This window comes from Chania multitudinisentens RB-25 (genome assembly GCF_000520015.2).
Classification (GTDB): domain Bacteria; phylum Pseudomonadota; class Gammaproteobacteria; order Enterobacterales; family Enterobacteriaceae; genus Chania; species Chania multitudinisentens.
In genome coordinates this window covers 4,285,190-4,308,888 of sequence record NZ_CP007044.2, presented here as the reverse complement: position 1 = coordinate 4,308,888, position 23,699 = coordinate 4,285,190, and the positions used below count along the sequence as shown (strand labels likewise).

The following is a 23,699-nucleotide window of genomic DNA, read 5'->3' as shown; positions in this document are numbered from 1 at the left end:
GGCATTGAGGGTGCACGAAACGTGATAATTTATCTGCGCTGTCATTTGGGCAGCCAAAGAGTGACGGAAACAGGTGGGAATCAACATTGATGTGGTTAATAAGGCGTAAAAAACGCTGGGTGATCAGCCTGGTTGTGCTGGCGGTTATTGCGGTAATAGCATATTGGCGCTTGAACCATCCGGCCCCCGTGGTGTTTAAAACGGTCAAGGTTGCCCAGCGCGAGTTGCAGCAAAATGTCTTGGCAACCGGCCAGTTGGACGCCGTGCGTAAGGTGGATGTGGGAGCGCAGGTCAGTGGGCAACTGGAAAGTCTGAAGGTTGAAATTGGCGACAGGGTGGAAAAGGGGCAACTGCTTGGCATTATCGATCCGCAGCAGGCGCAGAACAGCATTCGTGAAGGTGAAGCCACGTTGCAGGAATTGCAGGCTCAACTGCGGCAGACACAGGCAGAACAGCAGTTAGCAGCGGTGACGTTGCAGCGCAATCGTGAGTTGGCTAATAAGCAGGCCGTATCGCGCCAGGATCTGGATAAATATGCCACTGAGCTGGCAGTGAAAGAAGCGCAGGTTGAAACCATCCGAGCGCAAATCATGAGAAATCAGGCCAGTCTGGATACCGCGAGAATTAATCTGGCCTATACCCGCATTGAGGCACCGATGGCCGGAGAGGTGGTGCAGATCACCACCTTACAAGGCCAGACGGTAATTGCTGCGCAACAGGCCCCCAACATTTTGACGCTGGCGGATATGAGCACCATGCTGGTGAAGGCACAGGTGTCTGAAGCCGATGTGATCAACCTGAAACCGGGCCAAAAAGCCTGGTTTACCGTGTTGGGCGATCCGAACAAACGCTTCGACGGGGTGCTGAAAGATATCCAACCGACGCCGGAAAAGGTCAATAACGCCATTTTTTACTATGCCCGTTTTGAAGTGCCGAATCCTGAAGGGCTATTGCGCCTGCAAATGACGGCTCAGGTACATATTCAGCTTTCCGGCGTTAGCGATGCGTTGGTGATCCCGCTGGCAGCATTAGGGGAGCAAGTTGCCGATAATCGCTACCATGTGGCGGTGTTGCAGCAGGGGCAAGAACAACAGCGTGAAGTCACCATCGGCATACGCAACAATATTGATGTGCAGATCGTCAGCGGGTTGGCGCTGGGTGAGGAAGTGATTATCAGCCGCGGTGGCGCGGGGGAGAACTGATGGCAGCGTTGTTGGAATTGAGTGGTATCCGGCGTAGCTATCTCTCCGGCGAGCAGACGGTGGATGTGCTGAAAGATGTCAGTCTGAGCATTGAGGCCGGTGAAATGGTGGCGATTATGGGGGCTTCCGGCTCCGGTAAATCGACGCTGATGAATCTCCTCGGTTGCCTGGATAAGCCCAGCGCTGGGATCTATCGGGTTGCCGGGCAGGATGTGGCGACTCTCAATAACGATGCGTTGGCACAGCTGCGGCGCGAGCATTTTGGTTTTATCTTCCAGCGTTATCATCTGCTGCCACATTTGAGCGCGGCGCATAATGTCGAAGTGCCTGCGGTGTATGCCGGTTTAGGCAAAAGCGCCCGGCGGGAAAGGGCGATTGCGTTGCTGCAACGCCTGGGGTTGGGCGATCGTATCGCGTATCGACCTAGTCAGCTTTCTGGTGGGCAGCAGCAGCGGGTCAGCATTGCCAGGGCATTGATGAACGGCGGGCAGGTGATTCTGGCGGATGAACCAACGGGAGCGCTCGACAGCCATTCCGGTGAAGAAGTCATGACCATCCTCAAGCAACTGTGCGAGCAGGGGCACACGGTGATTATTGTGACGCATGATCCGGCAGTGGCACGCCAGGCGGAACGGATTATTGAAATCCGCGATGGGGAAATCATTGCCGATTCTCATTCAGCCACGCAGGGCCATGCACCGGCGAAAACCTTGGAGCTGGCAAGCCCAGCGGCCTCTTGGCGGCAAATGTTTGGCCGCTTTCGTGAGGCATTGGTGATGGCCTGGCGGGCAATGGCCGCCAATAAAATGCGCACGGCACTGACTATGCTGGGGATCATCATTGGTATTGCTTCTGTGGTGTCGATCCTGGTGATTGGCGATGCGGCCAAACAAATGGTGCTGGCGGATATAAAATCGATCGGCACTAATACCGTGGATATCTATCCGGGTAAGGATTTTGGAGATGACGATCCGATTTATCGCCAAGCCTTGAAATATAGCGATCTGGAGGCACTGCGTGAACAGCCTTATGTCAGTGCGCTGTCCCCCAAGATTAGCAGCAGTATGCGGCTACGCTTTGGCAATATTGATGTGGCGGCTAATGTTACCGGTGCCAGTGAACAGTTTTTCCGGGTTTACGGCATGACGTTTACCCAGGGTACTGGTCTCGATCCGCTGCAAGTGCAATCGCATGCGCAGGTGGTGGTGATTGACGCTAATACTCAGCGCCGCCTGTTTCCATATCAGAACAATGTGGTGGGTGAAGTGATTCTGGTCGGCAATATGCCTGCCACGGTGGTGGGAGTGGCAAAAGAAAAGCAGTCGATGTTCGGCAGCAGCCAGACGCTGAATGTGTGGGTGCCTTACACGACGATGGCCAATCGATTAGTGGGAAAAGACAGTTTTGATTCCATTACGGTGCGTATTCTTGATGGCTATAACAGCCAGGAGGCGGAACAGCAATTGACTCGCTTTCTGACGCTGCGTCACGGTAAGAAGGACTTCTTCACTTACAATATGGACAGCCTGGTGCAGACGGCAGAAAAAACCACCCGTACTCTGCAACTGTTCTTGACTCTGGTGGCGGTGATTTCACTGGTGGTTGGGGGGATTGGGGTGATGAATATCATGCTGGTTTCGGTGACAGAAAGAACGCGCGAAATTGGTATTCGTATGGCCGTGGGTGCCCGTTCTGGCGATGTCCTCCAGCAATTCCTGATCGAAGCGGTGCTGGTTTGCCTGGTTGGGGGCGCTTTGGGGATCGCCTTGTCGTTCGCTATCGGCTTGCTGGTGCAGTCAGTGTTACCGGGCTGGCAGATCAGTTTTCCACCGGCCGCATTGCTGAGTGCGTTTCTGTGCTCTACGGGAATTGGCGTGGTGTTTGGCTATTTGCCCGCACGCAATGCGGCAAGGCTGAACCCGATTGACGCTTTGGCACGCGAGTAAATCGGTGGTTTAATAAAAATGCCAGCCTTGTTGGGGCTGGCATTTTAATGTGGATATTGATACCCGAAGAGTTGGTGGGAGCGTTTAGGCTAATGCCTCGCTTTCCAGCGGCAGAATAAGGCTCGCATGGTTCCCTTTTGGCCCTTGATGAACGTCAAACCTGACTTGTTGGCCAGCTTTTAGCGTTCTGTAACCATCCATCTTGATTGTCGAATAATGGGCGAAAATATCTTCGCCACCGCCTTCGGGGCAAATAAAGCCAAAACCTTTGGCGTTATTGAACCATTTAACAGTACCCGTCTCCATGTTTCTACATCCCTCGCAACACTGTTTCTAGATGAGATGAATAACTGATTCTGATGAGTGTAGAGTGGTCAAAAGACCAACAATTCACGAATTTACACTCTAGAGCAAATGATCATCACGTCAAGGGATCGGCTTTTGACAGTGCAGGGCAGTTCACCAAAGTTTGAAGCAGTTAACGCTATTGACATTGTTTGGTAACAAATTGTGCAAAAAAACGGGGCTGGATAATCTGATTTGTGCTGCGGTAAGTTGGTATTGAAGATGGTAAAGTAATAATAATACCCTTTGAATAACCCGAACCTGACCCCATATCTGAGGGCATGGTAAATGAAGATGAACTGCGATGGGCAAAAGTGACGGTTGGCTGAATTTTGAACATTTGGCTGAAGAAAAACAAATCGATGCGGTAAAACCGCCATCAATGTATAAAGTTATACTTAACAACGATGATTACACGCCGATGGAATTTGTGATTGACGTTCTGCAAAAGTTCTTTTCTTATGATATTGAACGTGCAACGCAATTGATGCTTACGGTCCACTATCAAGGCAAGGCGATTTGCGGTGTTTTCACCGCTGAGGTCGCGGAAACCAAGGTAGCCCATGTGAACCGTTACGCAAGAAAGCATGAGCATCCGTTGCTTTGTACGCTAGAAAAAGCCTGAATGGAATCTGACTCGATGGGCGTTGTCAGTGTAAGCAGTTTGAGTGTGGAATGCAGCGTATACACAATACGCGAAGATGTGACATAACTCAGGCGCAAAAGTGGCAAGTAAGATAGCCTGATGTACAGGCTGAAAGGTAATCTATTGGGGAGGTGCCTATGCTCAATCAAGAACTGGAACTCAGTCTCAACATGGCTTTCGCCAGGGCGCGTGAGCACAGACACGAGTTTATGACCGTGGAGCACCTGTTGCTGGCATTACTCAGCAACCCTGCCGCACGCGAAGCGCTTGAGGCATGTACGGTGGATCTGGCGGCATTACGTCAGGAACTGGAAGCCTTTATCGAGCAAACAACACCTACGCTGCCCGCCAGCGAAGAAGAGCGTGATACTCAACCCACGCTCAGTTTTCAGCGTGTGCTGCAACGTGCGGTATTCCATGTGCAATCTTCTGGCCGCAATGAAGTCTCTGGCGCCAATGTGCTGGTGGCGATCTTCAGCGAACAGGAGTCGCAGGCGGCTTACCTGTTGCGTAAACACGATGTCAGCCGTTTGGACGTGGTGAACTTTATTTCGCATGGGACGCGTAAAGATGAGCCGGGCCAGGCTCCGAATGCAGAGAACCCGGTAAACGAAGATCAGTCAGGAGGGGAAGACCGTATGGAAAACTTCACCACCAACCTGAATCAACTGGCACGTGTAGGCGGTATCGATCCGTTGATTGGCCGTGACAGTGAATTGGAACGCACGATTCAAGTATTGTGCCGTCGCCGTAAAAACAACCCGTTGCTGGTCGGGGAGTCCGGTGTGGGTAAAACGGCGATCGCCGAAGGGCTGGCCTGGCGTATCGTGCAAGGGGATGTGCCGGAGGTAATGGCCGATTGCACATTGTACTCGCTGGATATCGGTTCGCTGCTGGCAGGCACTAAGTACCGCGGCGATTTCGAGAAGCGTTTCAAAGCATTGCTGAAACAGTTGGAACAAGATCAGAACAGCATTTTGTTTATCGACGAGATTCACACCATCATCGGTGCCGGTGCGGCTTCCGGTGGGCAGGTGGATGCTGCCAACCTGATTAAACCACTGCTGTCGAGCGGCAAGATCCGGGTGATCGGTTCTACCACTTATCAGGAGTTCAGTAATATTTTCGAAAAAGACCGTGCTTTAGCGCGTCGCTTCCAGAAAATCGATATTACCGAGCCAACGCCGGAAGAAACCATTCAGATCATCAATGGTCTGAAAACCAAATATGAAGCGCACCACGATGTGCGTTATACCGCCAAGGCGATACGCGCAGCGGTTGAGCTTTCGGTGAAATATATCAACGATCGCCATCTGCCGGATAAGGCAATTGACGTGATCGACGAAGCGGGGGCTCGTAGCCGGTTAATGCCGGTGAGCAGACGTAAGAAAACCATCAATGTGGCAGATATTGAGTCGGTGGTCGCTCGCATTGCGCGCATCCCGGAAAAAACCGTTTCAGCCAGCGATCGCGATGTGCTGAAAAACCTGGGCGATCGCCTGAAAATGCTGGTGTTTGGCCAAGATCCAGCGATTGAAGCATTGACTGAAGCGATCAAAATGAGCCGTGCTGGCTTGGGGCAGGATCGGAAACCGGTGGGGTCCTTCCTGTTTGCCGGGCCGACCGGTGTTGGGAAAACTGAGGTTACGGTGCAACTGGCGAAGGCTCTGGATATCGAATTACTGCGGTTTGATATGTCCGAGTATATGGAACGCCATACCGTCAGCCGCCTGATTGGTGCACCTCCGGGTTATGTGGGCTTCGATCAGGGTGGTCTGCTGACGGATGCGGTGATTAAACATCCGCATGCTGTGGTGCTGCTGGATGAAATCGAAAAGGCGCATCCTGATGTGTTTAACCTGCTGCTGCAAGTGATGGACAACGGGACGCTCACCGATAACAACGGCCGCAAGGCAAATTTCCGCAACGTTATCCTGGTGATGACCACCAATGCCGGCGTGCGTGAAACAGAGCGTAAATCGATTGGCCTGATCGAACAGGATAACAGCATCGATGCGATGGAAGAGATCAAGAAAGTGTTTACACCAGAGTTCCGTAACCGTCTGGATAACGTTATCTGGTTCAACCATCTGTCTACCACGGTGATCCAGCAGGTTGTTGACAAGTTTATTGTTGAACTGCAGGCGCAGTTGGATGCGAAAGGCGTGTCGCTGGAAGTGAGTGACGAAGCACGCGACTGGCTGTCGGTGAAAGGCTATGATCGTGCGATGGGAGCGCGGCCAATGGCACGTGTGATGCAGGAAAACCTGAAGAAACCGTTGGCTAATGAACTGTTGTTTGGTTCTTTGGTGGATGGCGGCTCGGTGAAAGTTGAGCTGGATAAGGATAAAAAGCAGTTAACCTATCATTTCCTCAGCGCAGCGATGCGTAAAGCGGATGAAGGCGCATTGCACTAAACGATTGAACAGAAGCGCAGAAAAGCGATGCCTCGGCATCGCTTTTTTTATGCGTGAATTTCATGCGGTATAGAAATAAGTGAGCCCTCTCAGTTTACCTGCGCCAATAGCAACTCGGTGTTGAACGCTGCTGCGGGGGTAAACGGAAAGGGCTTCTGAGGGATCACATCCTCGGCGTTGCCACGCATTGGCAACGGGTGAGCCGATTAACGGCTACGGAAGACAATGCGGCCTTTGCTCAGGTCGTACGGGGTCAGCTCTACAGTGACTTTGTCACCCGTCAGGATGCGGATATAGTTTTTACGCATTTTACCGGAGATATGAGCGGTTACCACGTGCCCGTTTTCCAATTCAACGCGGAACATGGTGTTCGGCAGCGTATCAAGAACGGTGCCCTGCATTTCAATATTGTCTTCTTTGGCCATCGAATCCTCTAGGTGTAACTACCTTCGTTTTTAAACGGCAAGATAATGCCGAAAAACCCACATTATGTAAAGAAGTGTCGGTGAACAATACACCGTTTCCGCAAAATTAGCCTGCTGGGGAGGGTGGTTCAACCTGCTGTGGGGGTATGACTTGTGGCAGCCAGCATTCCGGCGCTAACACCTTGCGCTGAAGGTTGCTCAACAGCTGCAAAAATTGGCGGCGGGGAATGTCTCTCGCTCCAAGCCGAGCAGTGTGAGTGTTAAGCACCTGGCAGTCAACCAATTCTCCGCCATAAGCGGTAAAATGGCGGTTAAATGCCATTAAGGCGCATTTTGAGGCGTTAGCAGTGCGGCTGAACATGGATTCACCGCAAAACAGTGCCCCTTGAGCAACACCGTACAGCCCGCCAACCAGTTCATCACCCTGCCAGACTTCAACGGAATGGGCGTTTCCCTGCCGGTGCAGTTGTAAATAGGCCTGTTGTATTTCTGGGCCGATCCAGGTTCCTTCTGCCGGGGGCCGTTGTGCACAGGCGGCAATCACCGCAGCAAAGTCGTGATTAAGGGTGATTTGGAATGGGTTGTTACGCAGGAAGCGCTTAAGGCTGCGACTGGCGTGGCATTCCTCAGGGAACATCACGGCGCGGGGATCGGGTGACCACCATAAAATCGGTTCCCCTGGTGAGAACCAGGGGAAAATACCGCGTTCGTAGGCGGCCAGCAGGCGTGAAGGTGCCAGATCGCCACCCATGGCCAACAGGCCATTAGGCTCGCGCAAAGCCCCCTCTGGCGAGGGAAACACCAAGGATTGCGGAGAGAGTTTAACAATACGCATAAAACTCCTTAGCGTTGCTTACAGGCCACTTTACAGCGATATATTCGTGTCATATCGAATTATTTAGGAGATATATTACCGATCCGCTGGCGGAATTGGGCATAACGGCCTGGCTGTTGCAGCAACGCAGCATGGTGGCCCTGTTCCACAATCTTGCCACCGTCCATTACACAGATACGATCGAAATGCTCCAGGCCGTACAGGCGATGAGTCACCAGAATCAGCGTTTTATCACGGCAGTGCTGGCGCAGCAGAGCTAGAATCTGTTGCTCGGTTTCTGCATCCAGCCCTTCGGTCGGTTCATCAAGCAGCCACAGCGGAGCTTGGTGCAGCAATGCTCGGGCGATCCCCAAGCGGCGCTGCTCGCCGCCGGAAAGCTGGCGACCTCCGTCCCCCATCCACGCATGTAATCCTTCGTTTTCCAGCAATTTATCCAGCCCAACCTGTTGCAGCACGCTTTTCAACCTCTCATCGTTCGCTTTTGGGGCGGCGATGCGCAAGTTTTCGCGCAGCGTACTGCTGAAAATATGAACTCGCTGGCTGACGGTGGTCGTCATGGCGCGCAGCGTAGCTTCATCATAGGCATTTAATGGTTGACCATTGAGCTGAATTTCACCGCTGCTGGCATTCCAGGCTCGCGTCAGTAATTGCAACAGAGTAGATTTGCCGCAGCCAGTGCGCCCTAACAGCGCGATATGTTCACCCGCAGCGATATCCAGTCCAATGTTGTGCAACACCGGAAGAGGCTGGCCGGGGTAGGTAAAAGTAACATTGTGCAGATTCAGTGCGGCACCAGATTGCGCTGCGGGGCCATTTTCTGGGAAAGACACTTCCGGCTGTTGGTCGATGATCTGTTTTACTCGCGTTGCGGAAGCAATCACCTGGCCCAAATGTTGGAAAGCGCCCGTAACGGGCAGCATCGCTTCGAAAGAGGCCAATGCAGCGAAAGCAAACAGGGCAATCAGCGCTCCGGGTTGCGTATCACCACCGATACCCGCCGCCGCCAACCAAAGCAGCAGGGTGACGGTAAAACCGCTGGCGAGGATCATTAACGCTTGGGCCATTCCTCCCAAGGAGGCCTGTTGCCATTGCCGCCGTTGCCAATGGTGTTCGGTCGCTGTTAATGCGGCACGGAACCTATCTAAAGCACCGAACACAACCAACTCAGCCTGGCCTTGAAGCCAGAAGGTCAGTTCAGTGCGGTATTGGCTGCGCAAAGCGGTTAATTCTCCACCTATCGGTTTGCCCGCGTGATAGAAAACCGGGGGAATCAGCAGGAGCAAGAGCAGCAGAATCCCACCGAGCGTCAAGGCTAACGGGCCATCCAGCCAGCTAAGGCCGAAAGTGACGACGATAATCACAACCGCAGCGCTGACTAAGGGGGAAATAACGCGCAGGTAGAGGTGATCAAGCGTATCGACATCGGCCACCAAACGGTTCAGCAGCTCGGCTTGGCGAAAACGGGCAATGCCGCCGGGTGACAGTGGCAGGATTTTTTTGAAGGCAAACACCCGCAGGTGCGACAGCACGCGGAAAGTGGCATCGTGGCTGACAACCCGTTCGGCATAGCGCCCAGCAGTGCGGAAAATTGCGGCTCCGCGCACGCCTGCCGCTGGCAGCATATAGTTGAAGGTATATAAACCAGCCAAACCGGCCAATGAAGAAGCTGCCAAGAACCAGCCTGAAAGCGCCAGTAACCCGATACTGGCCAGCAGTGTCACGATTGCCAGAATAATCCCCAGGAAAATCAGGAAGGTGTGCCTGCGGTATAAGGCCAGAAAGGGTAGCAAAACACGCATGATTATAACTCCCCACTGCGGTGTGCAATCAAATTGGCAAACAGGCCGGGTTGTTTGCTGAGCGTGGTGTAATCGCCTTGCTGAACGATTTGCCCATTATCCATTACCCAAATCTGGTCGTAATCCTCAGTGTCTTCCAACTGGTGTGTCACCAGCAAGGTAGCCTGCTGGCGTGAGGCATCATTCAACGCTTGCATGACCCAGCGTTCACTGTGCGCGTCCAGGCTGGCAGCGGGCTCATCCAGCAGCAGCAATTGGCGCGGGCTGAGCAGAGCTCGTGCTACCGCCACGCGTTGTGCTTGCCCGACAGAAAGGCGCGCTGCGCCGTCACCTAAATCGGTTTCCAACCCGTTTGGCAAATAGGGGAGAAATTCACTGACATAGGCTTGTTCAATTGCCAACTGGAGTTGAGCTTCGCTGGCTTCGGGGTAACCGAGCAGAATATTATCTCGCAGTGTTTGTGCTGGCAGGTGCGGATTCTGGCCGACCCAGCCAAGCTGCTGGCGCCAGTTTGCCGCCGCCAGTTCGCGCAATTCAGTCCCGTTGACCTGCAACGAACCGCGGTATGGCAGGAAGCCGAGCAACAGATTGAGCAATGAACTTTTTCCTGCGCCACTTAGCCCAACCAGCGCAATACGCTGGTTAGCGGATAAAGTAAAGTTGAGTGGCCCGGCGAGCCGCACCCCGTTCGGTGAGAGGATCTCCAACTCTTGAGCCTGTAACGCCAGCGGTATTGCAGTATTCAGCTGCTGCGCCCCATTACCCATTTGCTCACCTTCGGCGGCCAGGAAGGTTTCTAGCGCTTCGGCGGCGCCAATGGCCTGTGCCTTGGCATGGTAGAAGGTGCCGAGATCGCGTAATGGCTGGAAAAACTCTGGCGCGAGAATCAGCACCAGGAAGCCGGCAAACAGCGTCACTCCGATACCGTAGCTACCGAAATTCAGCTCACCGAGATAAGAGAAGCCAAAATAAACCGCCACAACGGCGATGGAGATAGAGGCAAAAAACTCCAGTACGGCGGAAGAAAGGAAGGCCATCCGTAACACTTCCATGGTGCGCTGGCGGAAATCTTCCGATGATTTGGCAATCTGTTCTGTTTCTGCTTGCCCGCGGTTGAACAGCCGTAGCGTATCAAGCCCGCGCAGACGATCAAGGAAATTGCCACTGAGCCGTGCCAGTGCCACAAAGTTACGGCGGTTGGCATCTGCTGCGCCCATACCGACCAGAGCCATGAATAACGGGATAAGCGGAGCGGTAGCCAGCAGAATAAATCCGGCGGCCCAGTTTATCGGGAAAATGGTGATCAGGATCAGCAGCGGGATAAATACGGCCAGATACATTTGTGGCAGGTAGCGCGCGTAGTAGTCCTGCATATCCTCGATCTGTTCTATGATGATGCTGGCCCAACTGCCGGCGGGTTTTCCCTGAACCCAAGCGGGGCCAAGCTGTTGCAGCTTATCTAGCACTTGTGCCCGCATGCGCTGGCGGATCACTTGCCCGCAGATAAAACCAACGCGCTCACGCAGCCAGCTTAGCAATGCTCGCAGTACAAAGGTGGCTGCCAGCCAGATAAACGAAGAAACGAGTTCGCCGCGAGGTTGGTGTTCGATAATCAAGGCATGCAGCAGAGAGGCCAGCAGCCAGGCTTGAGCGACAATCAAAATACCGCTGATCAGGCCAAGTAACATGGAAAGGCGCAACCAACGCTGCGTCAGTGCGCTTTGGGTTTTGAGCCAACGGGTTAACTGGTGCTGTCTGGTTTTTTTCATCAGGTAGTCTGCATCGCCGCTGCCTGTGACAACAGGCCAGGTTAACGTACTGTTAAAAAAACTGTTTGCCTCAACCTGAAGCGAAACATGTGAGCGCTAATGTTACCTCGTCACTTGGCAGACTGAAAACAAATATACCCTTTCTCTGGCAAACTGAAGCGTCATTGACGGTTTAGCACTGCAATAGAAAGTGAATAAGGCAGCAATTAAGCTGCCTTATTGGTGAAGGTCGATTTAAAGAGGGGGAATTTACAGCACTTCAGTTTGCGCGATACCGTCAAGGTAACGTTCTGCATCCAGCGCAGCCATGCAGCCAGTACCTGCTGAGGTGATGGCCTGACGGTAGACATGATCCATCACATCGCCTGCGGCAAATACGCCAGGAATAGAGGTTTGGGTCGCGTTGCCATGAATGCCGGATTGCACTTTGATGTAGCCGTTTTCCAATTCAAGCTGTTCAGCAAAGATGCTGGTATTCGGGCTGTGGCCGATAGCGATAAACACACCCGCAACGGCCAGCTCTGCGGTTTCATGTTCAGCTTTGGTGCTGCGGAGACGAACACCGGTCACCCCCATCTCATCACCCAGCACTTCATCCAGAGTGCGATTGGTATGCAGAACGATGTTGCCGTTTTTCACTTTATCCATCAAACGGTTAATAAGAATTTTTTCCGAACGGAAGCTATCACGGCGGTGAACCAGGTGTACTTCAGCGGCAATGTTGGACAGATACAAGGCTTCTTCGACGGCGGTATTTCCACCTCCAACCACCGCCACTTTCTGATTGCGGTAGAAGAAACCATCACAGGTCGCGCAGGCGGAAACGCCTTTCCCTTTGAACGCTTCTTCTGTTGGCAGCCCCAGATAACGAGCAGAAGCACCGGTGGCAATGATCAGGGCATCACAGGTGTATTCGCCGCTGTCGCCAAACAGGCGGAAAGGGCGGTTTTGCAGGTCAACACTGTTGATGTGATCAAAGACGATTTCAGTGTCGAATTTTTCAGCATGCTCACGCATACGTTCCATCAGCGCTGGCCCAGTCAGCCCTTCGGCATCGCCAGGCCAGTTTTCGACGTCGGTCGTGGTAGTCAACTGGCCGCCTTGTTCCATACCGGTGATCAGCACCGGATTTAGATTTGCACGCGCTGCGTAAACTGCGGCGGTATAGCCTGCCGGGCCAGAGCCCAGAATCAGTAATTTACTATGTTTAACCGTGCCCATGAATAACCTCTTTTTCCCACAATGGCGGACAATGGTAACGATTGTAGGGAAAATGCAGCAGTAAAAAAAGCCTCGAGAAATGTTGTTAACGATTTGTTCAATAGCAACGGTCTATGGGGCGCTTTTTCTTCTCTGAGAAGTAAAATGTCACTCATAGAAATTCGAAAGAGATTTTGTGCAACCAATGTGTGAAAATTTGTATGTTTGCAGCTAATTTCTTGGCTTTTTTATACAGAGACTCATAACTAAAAATGGGGTGCGCTGTTTTCTTGGCGGAACGTTCTTCTGATTTTGCTTCTTTTACTTTGACAATCCGCTGGGCTTTTGCGAAAACATCATAGGAAGAAGAAATTATTCTCATACCCGTAGCAAATTGTATGTATTTGCAACAACGAGGCAATGCATTGTCGCCTGGTTGAGGAAATGAGGATGGGAGCTTTCTTCTTGATCGCTAGCATCATTTGCATTCGTTGTGCAGGGTGACAGACAGGCTGTGCAACGGCGGAAGATGGGAGTGTAAGCAGTTGGGCAGTTGGTATGGCAGTAAATATCCCCCGTTTCAGGGGAATTGGCCGCTTATCATAAACATCGGGTCTTCGCTTGGAACAAACCCTTGCACATTGACGTTGGCTAGGGTGTGGCAAGTGCAGGGAAGAACATAAGAGAGACAATAATAATGGTAGACACTAAAAAACGCCCAGGTAAAGATCTTGACCGTATCGACCGTAACATCCTGAATGAATTACAAAAGGATGGGCGGATTTCGAACGTCGAGCTCTCGAAACGCGTGGGGTTATCTCCAACACCATGTTTAGAACGTGTGCGCCGTCTTGAGCGTCAGGGTTTTATCCATGGTTATACCGCATTGCTAAACCCGCATTATCTGGACGCTTCCCTGCTGGTTTTCGTGGAAATCACGTTGAACCGCGGTGCGCCGGATGTGTTTGAGCAGTTCAATTCAGCAGTACAGAAGCTTGAAGAAATTCAGGAGTGCCATCTGGTTTCCGGTGATTTCGATTATCTGTTGAAAACCCGTGTACCTGATATGTCGGCTTACCGTAAATTGTTGGGTGAAACTCTGCTGCGTTTGCCGGGGGTCAATGACACCCGTACTTACGTGGTGATGGAAGAAGTGAAACAGAGTAACCGTCTGGTGATCAAAACACGGTAAGGTTCAGGTGCAAAACCTGATTAAATTCGCTATACTCCTGTTTATTCATACAGTTTTGGCGCCGAGGAAGCCTCTCGGCGCTGTTACTATGCCCGCTAACAGGAACCTGGAGAGCCTTTCTTGAGCCAGGAATATACAGAAGATAAAGAAGTTACCCTGAAAAAACTCAGTAGCGGGCGGCGTTTGCTCGAAGCTTTGTTGATCGTGGTGGCGATTTTTGCCGTTTACCTTATGGCCGCACTGGTCAGTTTTAATCCCTCTGATCCCAGTTGGTCGCAAACGGCTTGGCATGAACCTATCCATAATTTGGGGGGCGGGGTAGGTGCATGGCTGGCCGACACCTTGTTCTTCACTTTCGGGGTGCTTGCCTACGCGATCCCCCCTATCATAATGATTCTGTGCTGGGCGGGATATCGCCAGCGTAATCATCATGATTACATTGACTATTTTGCGTTATCGCTGCGCCTGATCGGCACTCTGGCACTGGTGCTTACCTCGTGTGGTCTGGCAGCCCTGAACGTTGACGATCTTTACTATTTTGCCTCTGGCGGCGTGATTGGCAGCTTGCTGAGTAACGCCATGTTGCCCTGGTTCAATGGTATTGGCGCCACGCTGGCACTGCTATGCGTTTGGGCGGCAGGGTTAACACTGTTCACCGGTTGGTCTTGGCTGGTTATTGCTGAAAAAATCGGCGGTGTGGTTCTGGGGCTCGCGACTTTTATGACCAACCGCTCACGTCGTGATGATCGTTATTACGATGATGACGAAATGGTTGTCGAAGAGCCTGAGCTGGGCAATAAACATAACGCCGCCGCGGTCATGGCAGATGATATAGATGATGATGTGCTGTTTTCTGCCCCTTCGGTGACTGAAATGGCGCAGGAAGAAGATGACGATCCGTTACTGAATGGTTTGCGTGCCACAGATAGCAACGCTCCTGTGGTTGTGCCTGCGCAGGTGGAAGTGCCGGTAATGCCAGCTACGTTGGTTCAGGCCGCGGAGAATGCCGCATCAGCGACATTGGTTTCAAATGTTCAGCATCCGGCAGAATATAATACGCCGCCGCTGTATTCGTTTGAGATCCCAGAGCAAACACCAGAAACACCCCATCTGGCAGATCCTTATCAAGATGAAGATGAACCGCGCCTGGGTGATTGGAATGCATCAATCACGCCACCGCGTGAGCAATCACCGTTTGGTTTTTCTGCCACTGAGCCGCATGAGAACGTCGATATTCATGGAGTACCGGGGTTCAGCGCCAGCGATCGCGAAGTTCCTTTGGAGCCAGTGAAACCGCCATCAGCGGCTGCAACCAATGCCGGTAGCACGGTGGTCAATACGTTTATGCCTGCGTTTACCGCCAACAGCGACAGTCATTCTCAAACCAAGCAAGGTATCGGCCCCGAATTGCCGCGCCCGAACCCTGTACGTATTCCAACCCGGCGTGAGCTGGCTTCCTACGGTATCAAGTTGCCTTCACAGCGTCTTGCAGAGCAGGAACAGCGGAACCGTGAAGAAGAACCGCAGGTGGACGTTGATGATGAAGCTCTGCAAGAGGCCGCCTTGCGTCAGGCATTTGCCGAGCAGCAAAGCCAGCGTTATGGCGAAGAATATCAGCAGGATGATGAAGATGCTGTGCATGAAGCAGCCCTTGGTCAGGCTTTTGCTCAACAGCAACAGGCTCGTTATGGTGAACAAGCTCCGCTATCTGGCGCTGCCCCGGTTGATATCAGCGCTACCTTTGGTTTCTCGCCCATGGCCGATTTGGTTGATGATGGCCCAACGGAACCGTTGTTCACGTTATCACCACAGCTTGAAGAGCGTATTGAGCAGCGAAGCGAGCAAGAGGACGATGTGCCTTTCGGCCAGCTTGCGCCAGAAGAGCCGGTGTACTCAGCCGCCCGCCCGTCAACGCCAACTTATCAGCCTGAGCCTTATTCGCAAATGGCACCCACTGCGCCACAGCAGCCAGCGATGGATAGCCTGATCCATCCATTCCTGATGCGTAACGATTTGCCGTTGCAAAAACCGACTACGCCACTGCCAACGCTGGATCTGCTGACGGAAGCCCCGAAAGAGGTAGAGCCTGTCGATTCATTTGCTTTGGAGCAAAAAGCACGTTTGGTTGAGGCCAGTCTGGCGGATTATCGGGTAAAAGCTGATGTTGTTGACATTTTACCTGGCCCGGTAATTACACGTTTCGAGTTGGAGCTGGCTCCCGGTGTTAAAGCTGCGCGTATTTCCAATCTTTCGCGCGATCTGGCGCGCTCCTTGTCCACATCGGCAGTGCGCGTGGTTGAGGTGATCCCAGGTAAACCTTACATCGGTATCGAGCTGCCAAACATCAAACGTCAAACGGTTTATCTGCGAGAGGTGCTGGATTGCCCAGCATTCCGTGATAATTCGTCACCGCTGGCAATTGTTTTGGGCAAAGACATTTCCGGGCAACCGGTGGTGGCTGATCTGGGTAAAATGCCGCACTTGCTGGTGGCAGGGACCACGGGCTCCGGTAAATCGGTCGGGGTCAATGCCATGATCCTGAGTATCTTGTATAAGGCCACGCCAAAAGAAGTGCGCTTTATCATGATCGATCCGAAAATGCTGGAATTGTCAGTCTACGAAGGTATTCCACATCTGCTGACCGATGTGGTCACCGACATGAAAGATGCCGCCAACGCGCTGCGCTGGTGCGTTGCGGAGATGGAACGCCGCTATAAGCTGATGTCGGCGCTGGGTGTGCGTAACCTGGCGGGTTATAACGAACGGGTCGATCAGGCTGAGGCCATGGGCCGGCCGATCCCGGACCCGTTCTGGAAACCCAGCGACAGCATGGATATCACCCCACCAGTGTTGGAAAAAGAACCCTACATTGTGGTGATGGTGGATGAGTTTGCTGACCTGATTATGACGGTTGGTAAAAAAGTGGAAGAGCTGATCGCCCGCCTTGCACAGAAAGCGCGTGCTGCGGGTATCCATCTGGTATTAGCAACGCAGCGTCCTTCTGTGGATGTGATTACGGGCCTTATCAAAGCGAATATCCCAACGCGTATCGCTTTCACCGTTTCCAGCAAGATCGATTCCCGAACCATTCTCGATCAGAGCGGGGCTGAATCCTTGCTGGGCATGGGGGACATGCTGTATCTGGCGCCGAACTCATCAATTCCGGTGCGTGTACACGGTGCTTTTGTGCGTGACCAGGAAGTGCATGCCGTGGTTAAAGATTGGAAAGCGCGTGAGCGCCCTCAATATAAAGACGGAATTATCAGCGGCGATGACGATGCAGAGGGAGGGGCCGGCGGTAATTTAGACGGAGATGAAGAGTTGGATCCGTTGTTCGACCAGGCTGTGGAGTTTGTGGTGGATAAACGCCGTGCTTCTATTTCTGGCGTACAGCGTCAATTCCGTATTGGCTACAATCGTGCTGCGCGTATCATCGAACAGATGGAAGCACAGGGGATTGTCAGTGAGCAGGGGCACAACGGCAACCGTGAAGTGCTGGCTCCACCTCGGCATGATTGACCGTTATATCCATGTAGCAATAATAAAGGGCCGCTTTAGCGGCCCTTGTGCAAAGAAGCGTAAACCCGCGCTTTTCTTGGCATATTGGCCTAGCTGTCCGTTTGGGGCTTCAGGTACAGTGCTGAGAGTTCAGGGCGGTTTGGCTCGCACGGCACTGCCTTGCGGTAAATGCATTTCATAAGGTATCTGGAATAATGAAAAAAGGGTTTGTTATCTGTTGTCTGCTTTCGGGATTTGTATCGACCTCAGTGTTGGCAGATGCTGCTCAAGATTTGCAAAAGCGTTTGGCGAAAGTGAACAGTTTCCACGCCAGTTTTTCCCAATCAGTGACCAGCGGTGATGGTGCCGAGGTGCAAAGAGGGGAAGGCGAGTTGTGGGTAAAACGCCCGAATCTGTTTAACTGGCACATGACTTCTCCAGATGAGAGCGTTTTGGTGTCTGACGGTGAAACGCTGTGGTTTTATAATCCGTTCGTTGAGCAGGTTACCGCTACCTGGTTGAAAAATGCTACCGGCAACACGCCATTCATGCTGATTACCCGCAACAATGCCAGTGATTGGAAACAGTACAACGTTAAGCAGAAGGGCGATGATTTCGAACTGACGCCAAAAGCCAGCAGTGGCAATCTGAAACAGTTTGCGATTACGGTAACCAACAGTGGCACTATCAAGAGTTTTACTGCGGTTGAGCAAGATGGTCAACGCAGTGCCTATCAGTTGAAAAGTCAGCAAAATGCCAACGTTGACGCGGCCAAATTCAAATTTACCCCGCCGAAGGGGGTGACGCTGGACGACCAGCGGAAGTAGAGGTTCACGTGAGTAATCTGTCGCTCGATTTTTCCCACAATGAATTTCAACCATTGGCTGCGCGTATGCGGCCAACAACGCTGGCACAATACATAGGTCAGCAGCATTTGTTGGCACCTGGCAAGCCTTTGCCACGGGCCATTGAGGCTGGGCAACTGCACTCGATGATCTTGTGGGGGCCACCAGGAACCGGGAAAACGACGCTGGCAGAACTGATTGGCCGTTATGGTCAGGCGGACGTTGAGCGGATCTCCGCAGTTACCTCCGGTATCAAAGAAATCCGTGAAGCCATTGAACAAGCGCGGCAAAACCGCGATGCGGGCCGCCGCACTATTCTGTTCGTTGACGAGGTACATCGTTTCAACAAAAGCCAGCAGGACGCATTTTTACCGCATATTGAAGATGGCACCATCACTTTTATCGGTGCAACGACGGAAAACCCGTCTTTTGAGCTGAATTCGGCACTGTTATCCCGTGCGCGTGTCTATCTGCTGAAGGCGCTGACCGCCGATGATATCTGCCAAGTGCTGGAACAGGCGATGAAAGATGCTGGCCGTGGTTTTGGCGGCCAGAATGTGCGGTTGCCGGAAGAAACCAAGCGTATGCTGTCGGAATTGGTGGGCGGCGATGCCCGCCGTGCGCTTAACAGCCTGGAGATGATGGCCGATATGGCCGAAATTGATGGCCAGGGCATGCGGGTATTAACGCTGGAATTGCTGAAAGAAGTTTCTGGTGAACGTAGCGTGCGCTTCGATAACAAAGGCGATCGCTATTACGATCTGATTTCTGCGCTGCATAAATCGGTGCGTGGTTCAGCACCGGATGCAGCACTGTATTGGTATGCACGTATTATTACTGCCGGCGGCGATCCTCTCTACGTGGCGCGCCGCTTGCTGGCCATCGCTTCCGAAGACGTTGGCAATGCCGATCCACGTGGTATGCAGGTGGCGATCGCTGCTTGGGATTGTTTCACCCGCGTTGGGCCTGCGGAAGGGGAACGGGCTATCGCGCAGGCAATTGTTTATCTGGCCTGTGCACCCAAAAGCAACGCTGTTTATACCGCTTTCAAAGCCGCAATGCGTGATGCCAAAGAGATGGCCGATTACGATGTACCGGATCACCTGCGCAATGCGCCCACCAAGCTGATGAAAGAAATGGGATTGGGGGCAGAGTATCGCTATGCACATGATGAACCCAATGCCTATGCAGCCGGAGAGAGCTATTTCCCGCCAGAAATGGCCACTACGCGCTACTATCATCCCACCTCACGCGGGCTGGAAGGGAAGATCGGTGAGAAGCTGGCATGGCTCGCTGAACAGGATCAAAATAGCCAGACAAAACGCTACCGCTAGCGTTGCCGTTGCGGTAAGGTTAGCGGGTATTATTCTTCATTCTATGCGGCTATTTATTGGCAGCATGAATCAATAAATATTCTTTCAATAACAACAAGTACAGGATTAGCATGCTCGATCCCAATCTGCTGCGTAATGAGCTAGACGCAGTCGCCGTAAAACTGGCTCGCAGAGGCTTTAAACTCGATCTGGACCTGCTGCGTTCGCAAGAAGAACGTCGTAAAGTTTTGCAGGTAGAAACTGAAACCCTACAGGCAGAACGTAATTCCCGATCGAAATCCATCGGCGCAGCCAAAGCGCGTGGTGAAGACATTGAGCCACTGCGCCGCGAAGTGAACGAGTTGGGTGAAAAGCTGGACGCTGCGAAAGCCGAACTGGATAAGCTGCAAGGTGAAATCCGTGATTACGCCTTGGTACTGCCAAACCTGCCGGACGATGCGGTGCCGAATGGCAAAGACGACAGCGAAAATCTGGAGGTCAGCCGCTGGGGGGAACCGCGTCAATACGACTTTGCCGTGCGCGATCACGTCGAGCTGGGTGAGATGGCTGGCGGTTTGGATTTTGCCGCTGCGGTAAAATTGACCGGTGCGCGTTTTGTGGTGATGAAAGGGCAAATGGCTCGCATGCATCGCGCTTTGTCTCAGTTTATGCTGGATCTGCATACCGAAAAGCACGGCTATCTGGAAACCTATGTTCCTTATCTGGTGAACCATGCGACTCTGTATGGAACTGGCCAGTTGCCTAAATTTGGTGAAGATCTGTTCCATACCAAACCGCTGGAAGAAGAATCAGAAAGCAGTAACTATGCTCTGATCCCAACAGCAGAAGTGCCCGTCACCAATCTGGTGCGTGATGAAATTCTTGAAGAAGACGATCTGCCACTGAAGATGACGGCGCATACGCCTTGCTTCCGTTCTGAAGCGGGCTCTTATGGTCGTGATACGCGTGGTCTGATCCGTATGCACCAATTCGATAAGGTTGAGATGGTGCAGATTGTACGCCCGGAAGACTCCATGGCGGCGCTGGAAGAACTGACCGGCCATGCAGAGAAAGTGCTGCAATTGCTGAATTTGCCGTACCGCAAAGTGCTGCTGTGTACTGGCGATATGGGCTTTGGCGCCTGCAAAACCTACGATCTGGAAGTGTGGTTGCCTGCACAGAATACCTATCGTGAGATCTCCTCCTGTTCCAATATGTGGGATTTCCAGGCGCGCCGTATGCAGGCGCGTTGCCGTAGCAAAACCGAGAAAAAACCCCGCCTGGTACATACGCTGAACGGCTCTGGTTTAGCCGTAGGTCGCACCTTGGTGGCTGTGCTGGAAAACTACCAGCAGGCCGATGGCCGTATTCAGGTGCCTGAAGTATTACGCCCTTATATGGGTGGCTTGGAATATATCGGCTAATTGCACTGTGTATGACCGCAAAAAGCACCTTTGGGTGCTTTTTGTGTTAGAGCGCCCAAAAATCTGTTTTCGATAATCCCTCCTCTTGTTACCTAATTTCCGCTTCTTCCTGTTATTTCATAAGCCTACCCTACCGGGTTGTGAATAATAAAATACGAAATAGAAATCATTATCAATAAAACCATTCATATCAACTATTTATTGATTGCAAACAAGGTTGGACTACCTCTTTAGGAGGATAGTTTTGCTATGCGCAGGACACAATAAAAATACCTTCGCCTGCGTGTTTAAATCTGACCTGTCTTTGGCAGGCTGTAATACGTTAATTGCAAATTTTGTTGTTGCCACTCTGTTGGCTAACTGAAGCAACCCAGAGCGAAACCATTATGAGTGAATCTGAAAGAAATCCCTTATCTGGCCTACCCTGTTCGCGCCGCAAGTTGGTTAAAAGCGGCGCTATCGCTGGTCTTGCACTCGCTGCGGGTGGGGTTTCCCTGCCGTTCAGCCGCCAAGCGAGTGCAGAATCTCCTGCGGCTGGATCTACCACTACGCAACCGGATGAAAAAGTAGTTTGGAGTGCCTGTACCGTAAACTGCGGCAGCCGTTGTCCGCTGCGTATGCACATTGTTGATGGTGAAATTAAATATGTCGAAACCGACAATACGGGCAACGATGCATATGAAGAATTGCATCAGGTACGAGCCTGCCTGCGTGGGCGCTCGATGCGCCGCCGTGTGTACAACCCCGACCGTCTGAAATACCCGATGCTGCGGGTTGGCAAGCGTGGGGAAGGCAAATTCAAACGCATCAGTTGGGATGAAGCTTTCACGCTGATTGGCGATAACCTGCAACGCATCATCAAGGATTATGGTAACGAAGCTATCTATCTGAACTACGGCACCGGAACATTGGGGGGAACCATGACACGTTCCTGGCCACCCGGTGCTACGCTGATTGCCCGATTGATGAACTGCTGCGGTGGCTATCTGAATCACTACGGCGATTACAGCACGGCCCAGATTGCTGTGGGTTTGAATTATACCTATGGCGGCTGGGCAGACGGTAATAGCCCGACCGATATTGCAAACAGCAAGCTGGTGGTCATGTTTGGTAATAACCCCGGTGAAACCCGCATGAGCGGTGGTGGGGTCACCTATCTGCTGGAACAAGCGCGTGAACATTCCAATGCCCGCATGATTGTGATCGATCCACGCTATACCGATACTGCCGCCGGGCGTGAAGATGAGTGGATACCGATCCGCCCAGGCACCGATGCGGCACTGGTGGCTGGGTTAGCACATGTACTGATCACTGAGAATCTGGTTGATCAGGCTTTCTTGGACACCTATTGCGTTGGTTATGATGAGAAAACCCTGCCTGTAGGGGCTCCAGACAATGGTCACTACAAAGCCTATATTCTGGGGCAGGGCGACGATGGTGTGGCGAAAACGCCGGCCTGGGCGGCGCAAATCACCGGTATCCCGGCCGATCGCATCATCAAGCTGGCGCGTGAAATCGGCAGTGTGAAACCCGCCTATATCAGCCAGGGCTGGGGGCCGCAACGCCAGTCTAACGGTGAGTTAACCTCGCGTGCTATTGCCATGCTGCCGATCCTGACCGGTAACGTGGGGATTAACGGTGGTAATAGTGGGGCACGAGAAGGATCTTACGGGCTACCGTTTGTGCGGATGCCGACTCTGGAAAACCCGGTGAAAACCAGTATCTCCATGTTTTTGTGGACGGATGCCATTCTGCGCGGGCCGGAAATGACCGCCACACGTGATGGCGTGCGTGGTAAGGATAAATTGGATGTTCCCATCAAGTTTATCTGGAACTACGCAGGTAATTGCCTGATTAATCAGCACTCTGAAATCAATCGGACTCATGACATTTTGCAGGACGACAAGAAGTGCGAAATGATTGTGGTGATCGATAACCATATGACGGCATCGGCGAAATATGCAGATCTGGTGTTGCCGGATTGTACAGCTTCCGAGCAGCGAGATTTTTGTTTGGATGCCTCAAGCGGCAATATGGGGTATGTCATTTTTGCCGGTCAGGCCATCAAGCCGCGTTTTGAATGCAAAAACATCTATGACATGACCAGTGAGATCGCTCGCCGCATGGGGGTTGAGCAGATGTTTACCGAAGGCCGTACTCAGGAGGAGTGGCTGCGCCATCTTTATCAGCAATCCCGCCAAGAAATCCCTGCATTACCTGATTATGAACAGTTCTTGCAGCAAGGGATCTTCAAACAGCGTGATCCTGAGGGCCATCATGTGGCGTACAAAGCGTTCCGTGCCGATCCGCAGGCGAACCCGCTGACCACACCTTCCGGCAAGATTGAAATCTATTCCACGGAACTGGCGGAGCTGGCGGCCAGTTGGGAACTGGCAGAAGACGACGTGATACATCCGTTACCAATTTATGCAGCAGGTTTTGAAAGCCCCGCCGATCCATTGAGTAACAAGTATCCACTGCAAATGACCGGTTTCCATTATAAGGCAAGGACTCATTCTACCTACGGTAACGTTGATGTGTTGAAAGCCGCTTGCCGCCAGGAAATGTGGATCAACCCGATTGATGCGAAACCCCGTGGCATTGGCAATGGTGATTTGATCCGCATTTACAACGATCGCGGAGAAGTGCGTATCAATGCCAAGGTGACACCGCGTATGTTGCCAGGGGTGGTTGCGTTGGGAGAAGGGGCTTGGTATGCACCGGATGGCAGCCATATCGATCACGCGGGCAGTATTAACGTACTGACCACTCAGCGTCCTTCGCCGCTTGCCAAAGGGAACCCTTCTCATACCAATCTGGTTCAGGTCGCCAAAATTTAAGGA

16 protein-coding genes are annotated in these 23,699 nt (G+C 52.4%); 10 read left to right on the top strand and 6 right to left on the bottom strand.

Annotated features, from left to right (window positions below; all coding sequences use genetic code 11):
* The first annotated feature begins 89 nt into the window (after window positions 1–89).
* Window positions 90–1,202: a macrolide transporter subunit MacA gene (gene macA, locus Z042_RS19040; protein WP_024911888.1), complete on the top strand. Its 1,113-nt coding sequence runs from the start codon at window positions 90–92 to the stop codon at window positions 1,200–1,202.
* On the top strand, window positions 1,202–3,148 hold the full coding sequence (gene macB, locus Z042_RS19035) for a macrolide ABC transporter ATP-binding protein/permease MacB (protein WP_024911889.1): 1,947 nt from the start codon (window positions 1,202–1,204) through the stop codon (window positions 3,146–3,148). Before macA ends, macB begins: the two co-directional genes overlap by 1 nt.
* An 84-nt stretch (window positions 3,149–3,232) precedes the next feature.
* Here the strand turns inward: macB and cspD are convergent, their stop codons facing one another.
* Complete coding sequence (gene cspD, locus Z042_RS19030) at window positions 3,233–3,454, bottom strand: cold shock-like protein CspD (RefSeq protein ID WP_024911890.1); 222 nt, start codon at window positions 3,452–3,454, stop codon at window positions 3,233–3,235.
* Window positions 3,455–3,797: 343 nt separating this feature from the next.
* On the opposite strand from cspD, the gene clpS reads away from it, so the two are divergent.
* Together clpS and clpA are read left to right on the top strand one after the other, a co-directional pair.
* Complete coding sequence (gene clpS / locus Z042_RS19025) at window positions 3,798–4,118, top strand: ATP-dependent Clp protease adapter ClpS (protein ID WP_024911891.1); 321 nt, start codon at window positions 3,798–3,800, stop codon at window positions 4,116–4,118.
* A gap of 158 nt (window positions 4,119–4,276) precedes the next feature.
* A complete protein-coding gene (gene clpA / locus Z042_RS19020) occupies window positions 4,277–6,556 on the top strand; it encodes an ATP-dependent Clp protease ATP-binding subunit ClpA (protein ID WP_024911892.1) in 2,280 nt (759 codons plus the stop codon).
* 206 nt (window positions 6,557–6,762) lie between these two features.
* Here the strand turns inward: clpA and infA are convergent, their stop codons facing one another.
* The 5 genes from infA to trxB all read right to left on the bottom strand — a co-directional run bounded on the left by infA (window position 6,763) and on the right by trxB (window position 12,605).
* Complete coding sequence (infA, locus tag Z042_RS19015; RefSeq protein ID WP_002211347.1) at window positions 6,763–6,981, bottom strand: translation initiation factor IF-1; 219 nt, start codon at window positions 6,979–6,981, stop codon at window positions 6,763–6,765.
* Window positions 6,982–7,087: 106 nt separating this feature from the next.
* On the bottom strand, window positions 7,088–7,816 hold the full coding sequence (gene aat, locus Z042_RS19010; RefSeq protein ID WP_024911893.1) for a leucyl/phenylalanyl-tRNA--protein transferase: 729 nt from the start codon (window positions 7,814–7,816) through the stop codon (window positions 7,088–7,090).
* 59 nt (window positions 7,817–7,875) lie between these two features.
* Window positions 7,876–9,615: a heme ABC transporter ATP-binding protein/permease CydC gene (cydC, locus tag Z042_RS19005; RefSeq protein WP_024911894.1), complete on the bottom strand. Its 1,740-nt coding sequence runs from the start codon at window positions 9,613–9,615 to the stop codon at window positions 7,876–7,878.
* Between the two features lie 2 nt (window positions 9,616–9,617).
* Complete coding sequence (cydD, locus tag Z042_RS19000) at window positions 9,618–11,384, bottom strand: heme ABC transporter permease/ATP-binding protein CydD (protein ID WP_024911895.1); 1,767 nt, start codon at window positions 11,382–11,384, stop codon at window positions 9,618–9,620.
* Between the two features lie 249 nt (window positions 11,385–11,633).
* Complete coding sequence (trxB, locus tag Z042_RS18995; RefSeq protein WP_024911896.1) at window positions 11,634–12,605, bottom strand: thioredoxin-disulfide reductase; 972 nt, start codon at window positions 12,603–12,605, stop codon at window positions 11,634–11,636.
* Window positions 12,606–13,281: 676 nt separating this feature from the next.
* On the opposite strand from trxB, the gene lrp reads away from it, so the two are divergent.
* The 6 genes from lrp to dmsA all read left to right on the top strand — a co-directional run bounded on the left by lrp (window position 13,282) and on the right by dmsA (window position 23,696).
* A complete protein-coding gene (lrp, locus tag Z042_RS18990; RefSeq protein ID WP_021804943.1) occupies window positions 13,282–13,776 on the top strand; it encodes a leucine-responsive transcriptional regulator Lrp in 495 nt (164 codons plus the stop codon).
* A gap of 120 nt (window positions 13,777–13,896) precedes the next feature.
* Window positions 13,897–17,295, top strand: a complete 3,399-nt coding sequence (locus tag Z042_RS18985) for a DNA translocase FtsK 4TM domain-containing protein (protein ID WP_024911897.1) — start codon at window positions 13,897–13,899, stop codon at window positions 17,293–17,295.
* Window positions 17,296–17,489: 194 nt separating this feature from the next.
* Window positions 17,490–18,101 carry an outer membrane lipoprotein periplasmic chaperone LolA gene (lolA, locus tag Z042_RS18980; protein ID WP_024911898.1) on the top strand — a complete coding sequence of 204 codons (612 nt, stop codon included), beginning with the start codon at window positions 17,490–17,492 and terminating at the stop codon, window positions 18,099–18,101.
* An 8-nt stretch (window positions 18,102–18,109) separates the two neighbouring features.
* Window positions 18,110–19,453: a replication-associated recombination protein A gene (locus Z042_RS18975; protein ID WP_024911899.1), complete on the top strand. Its 1,344-nt coding sequence runs from the start codon at window positions 18,110–18,112 to the stop codon at window positions 19,451–19,453.
* A gap of 110 nt (window positions 19,454–19,563) precedes the next feature.
* Window positions 19,564–20,856 (top strand): serine--tRNA ligase, encoded by a 1,293-nt coding sequence (gene serS, locus Z042_RS18970; RefSeq protein WP_024911900.1) that lies wholly within the window; start codon window positions 19,564–19,566, stop codon window positions 20,854–20,856.
* 386 nt (window positions 20,857–21,242) lie between these two features.
* A complete protein-coding gene (gene dmsA / locus Z042_RS18965; protein WP_024911901.1) occupies window positions 21,243–23,696 on the top strand; it encodes a dimethylsulfoxide reductase subunit A in 2,454 nt (817 codons plus the stop codon).
* The last annotated feature ends 3 nt before the right edge of the window (window positions 23,697–23,699 follow it).

Bases quoted from the DNA above. Each gene is read 5' to 3' on its own strand.
- macA (WP_024911888.1), top strand. From the start codon at position 90: ATGTGGTTAATAAGGCGTAAAAAACGCTGGGTGATCAGCCTGGTTGTG.
- macB (WP_024911889.1), top strand. From the start codon at position 1,202: ATGGCAGCGTTGTTGGAATTGAGTGGTATCCGGCGTAGCTATCTCTCC.
- cspD (WP_024911890.1), bottom strand. From the start codon at position 3,454: ATGGAGACGGGTACTGTTAAATGGTTCAATAACGCCAAAGGTTTTGGC.
- clpS (WP_024911891.1), top strand. From the start codon at position 3,798: ATGGGCAAAAGTGACGGTTGGCTGAATTTTGAACATTTGGCTGAAGAA.
- clpA (WP_024911892.1), top strand. From the start codon at position 4,277: ATGCTCAATCAAGAACTGGAACTCAGTCTCAACATGGCTTTCGCCAGG.
- infA (WP_002211347.1), bottom strand. From the start codon at position 6,981: ATGGCCAAAGAAGACAATATTGAAATGCAGGGCACCGTTCTTGATACG.
- aat (WP_024911893.1), bottom strand. From the start codon at position 7,816: ATGCGTATTGTTAAACTCTCTCCGCAATCCTTGGTGTTTCCCTCGCCA.
- cydC (WP_024911894.1), bottom strand. From the start codon at position 9,615: ATGCGTGTTTTGCTACCCTTTCTGGCCTTATACCGCAGGCACACCTTC.
- cydD (WP_024911895.1), bottom strand. From the start codon at position 11,384: ATGAAAAAAACCAGACAGCACCAGTTAACCCGTTGGCTCAAAACCCAA.
- trxB (WP_024911896.1), bottom strand. From the start codon at position 12,605: ATGGGCACGGTTAAACATAGTAAATTACTGATTCTGGGCTCTGGCCCG.
- lrp (WP_021804943.1), top strand. From the start codon at position 13,282: ATGGTAGACACTAAAAAACGCCCAGGTAAAGATCTTGACCGTATCGAC.
- lolA (WP_024911898.1), top strand. From the start codon at position 17,490: ATGAAAAAAGGGTTTGTTATCTGTTGTCTGCTTTCGGGATTTGTATCG.
- serS (WP_024911900.1), top strand. From the start codon at position 19,564: ATGCTCGATCCCAATCTGCTGCGTAATGAGCTAGACGCAGTCGCCGTA.
- dmsA (WP_024911901.1), top strand. From the start codon at position 21,243: ATGAGTGAATCTGAAAGAAATCCCTTATCTGGCCTACCCTGTTCGCGC.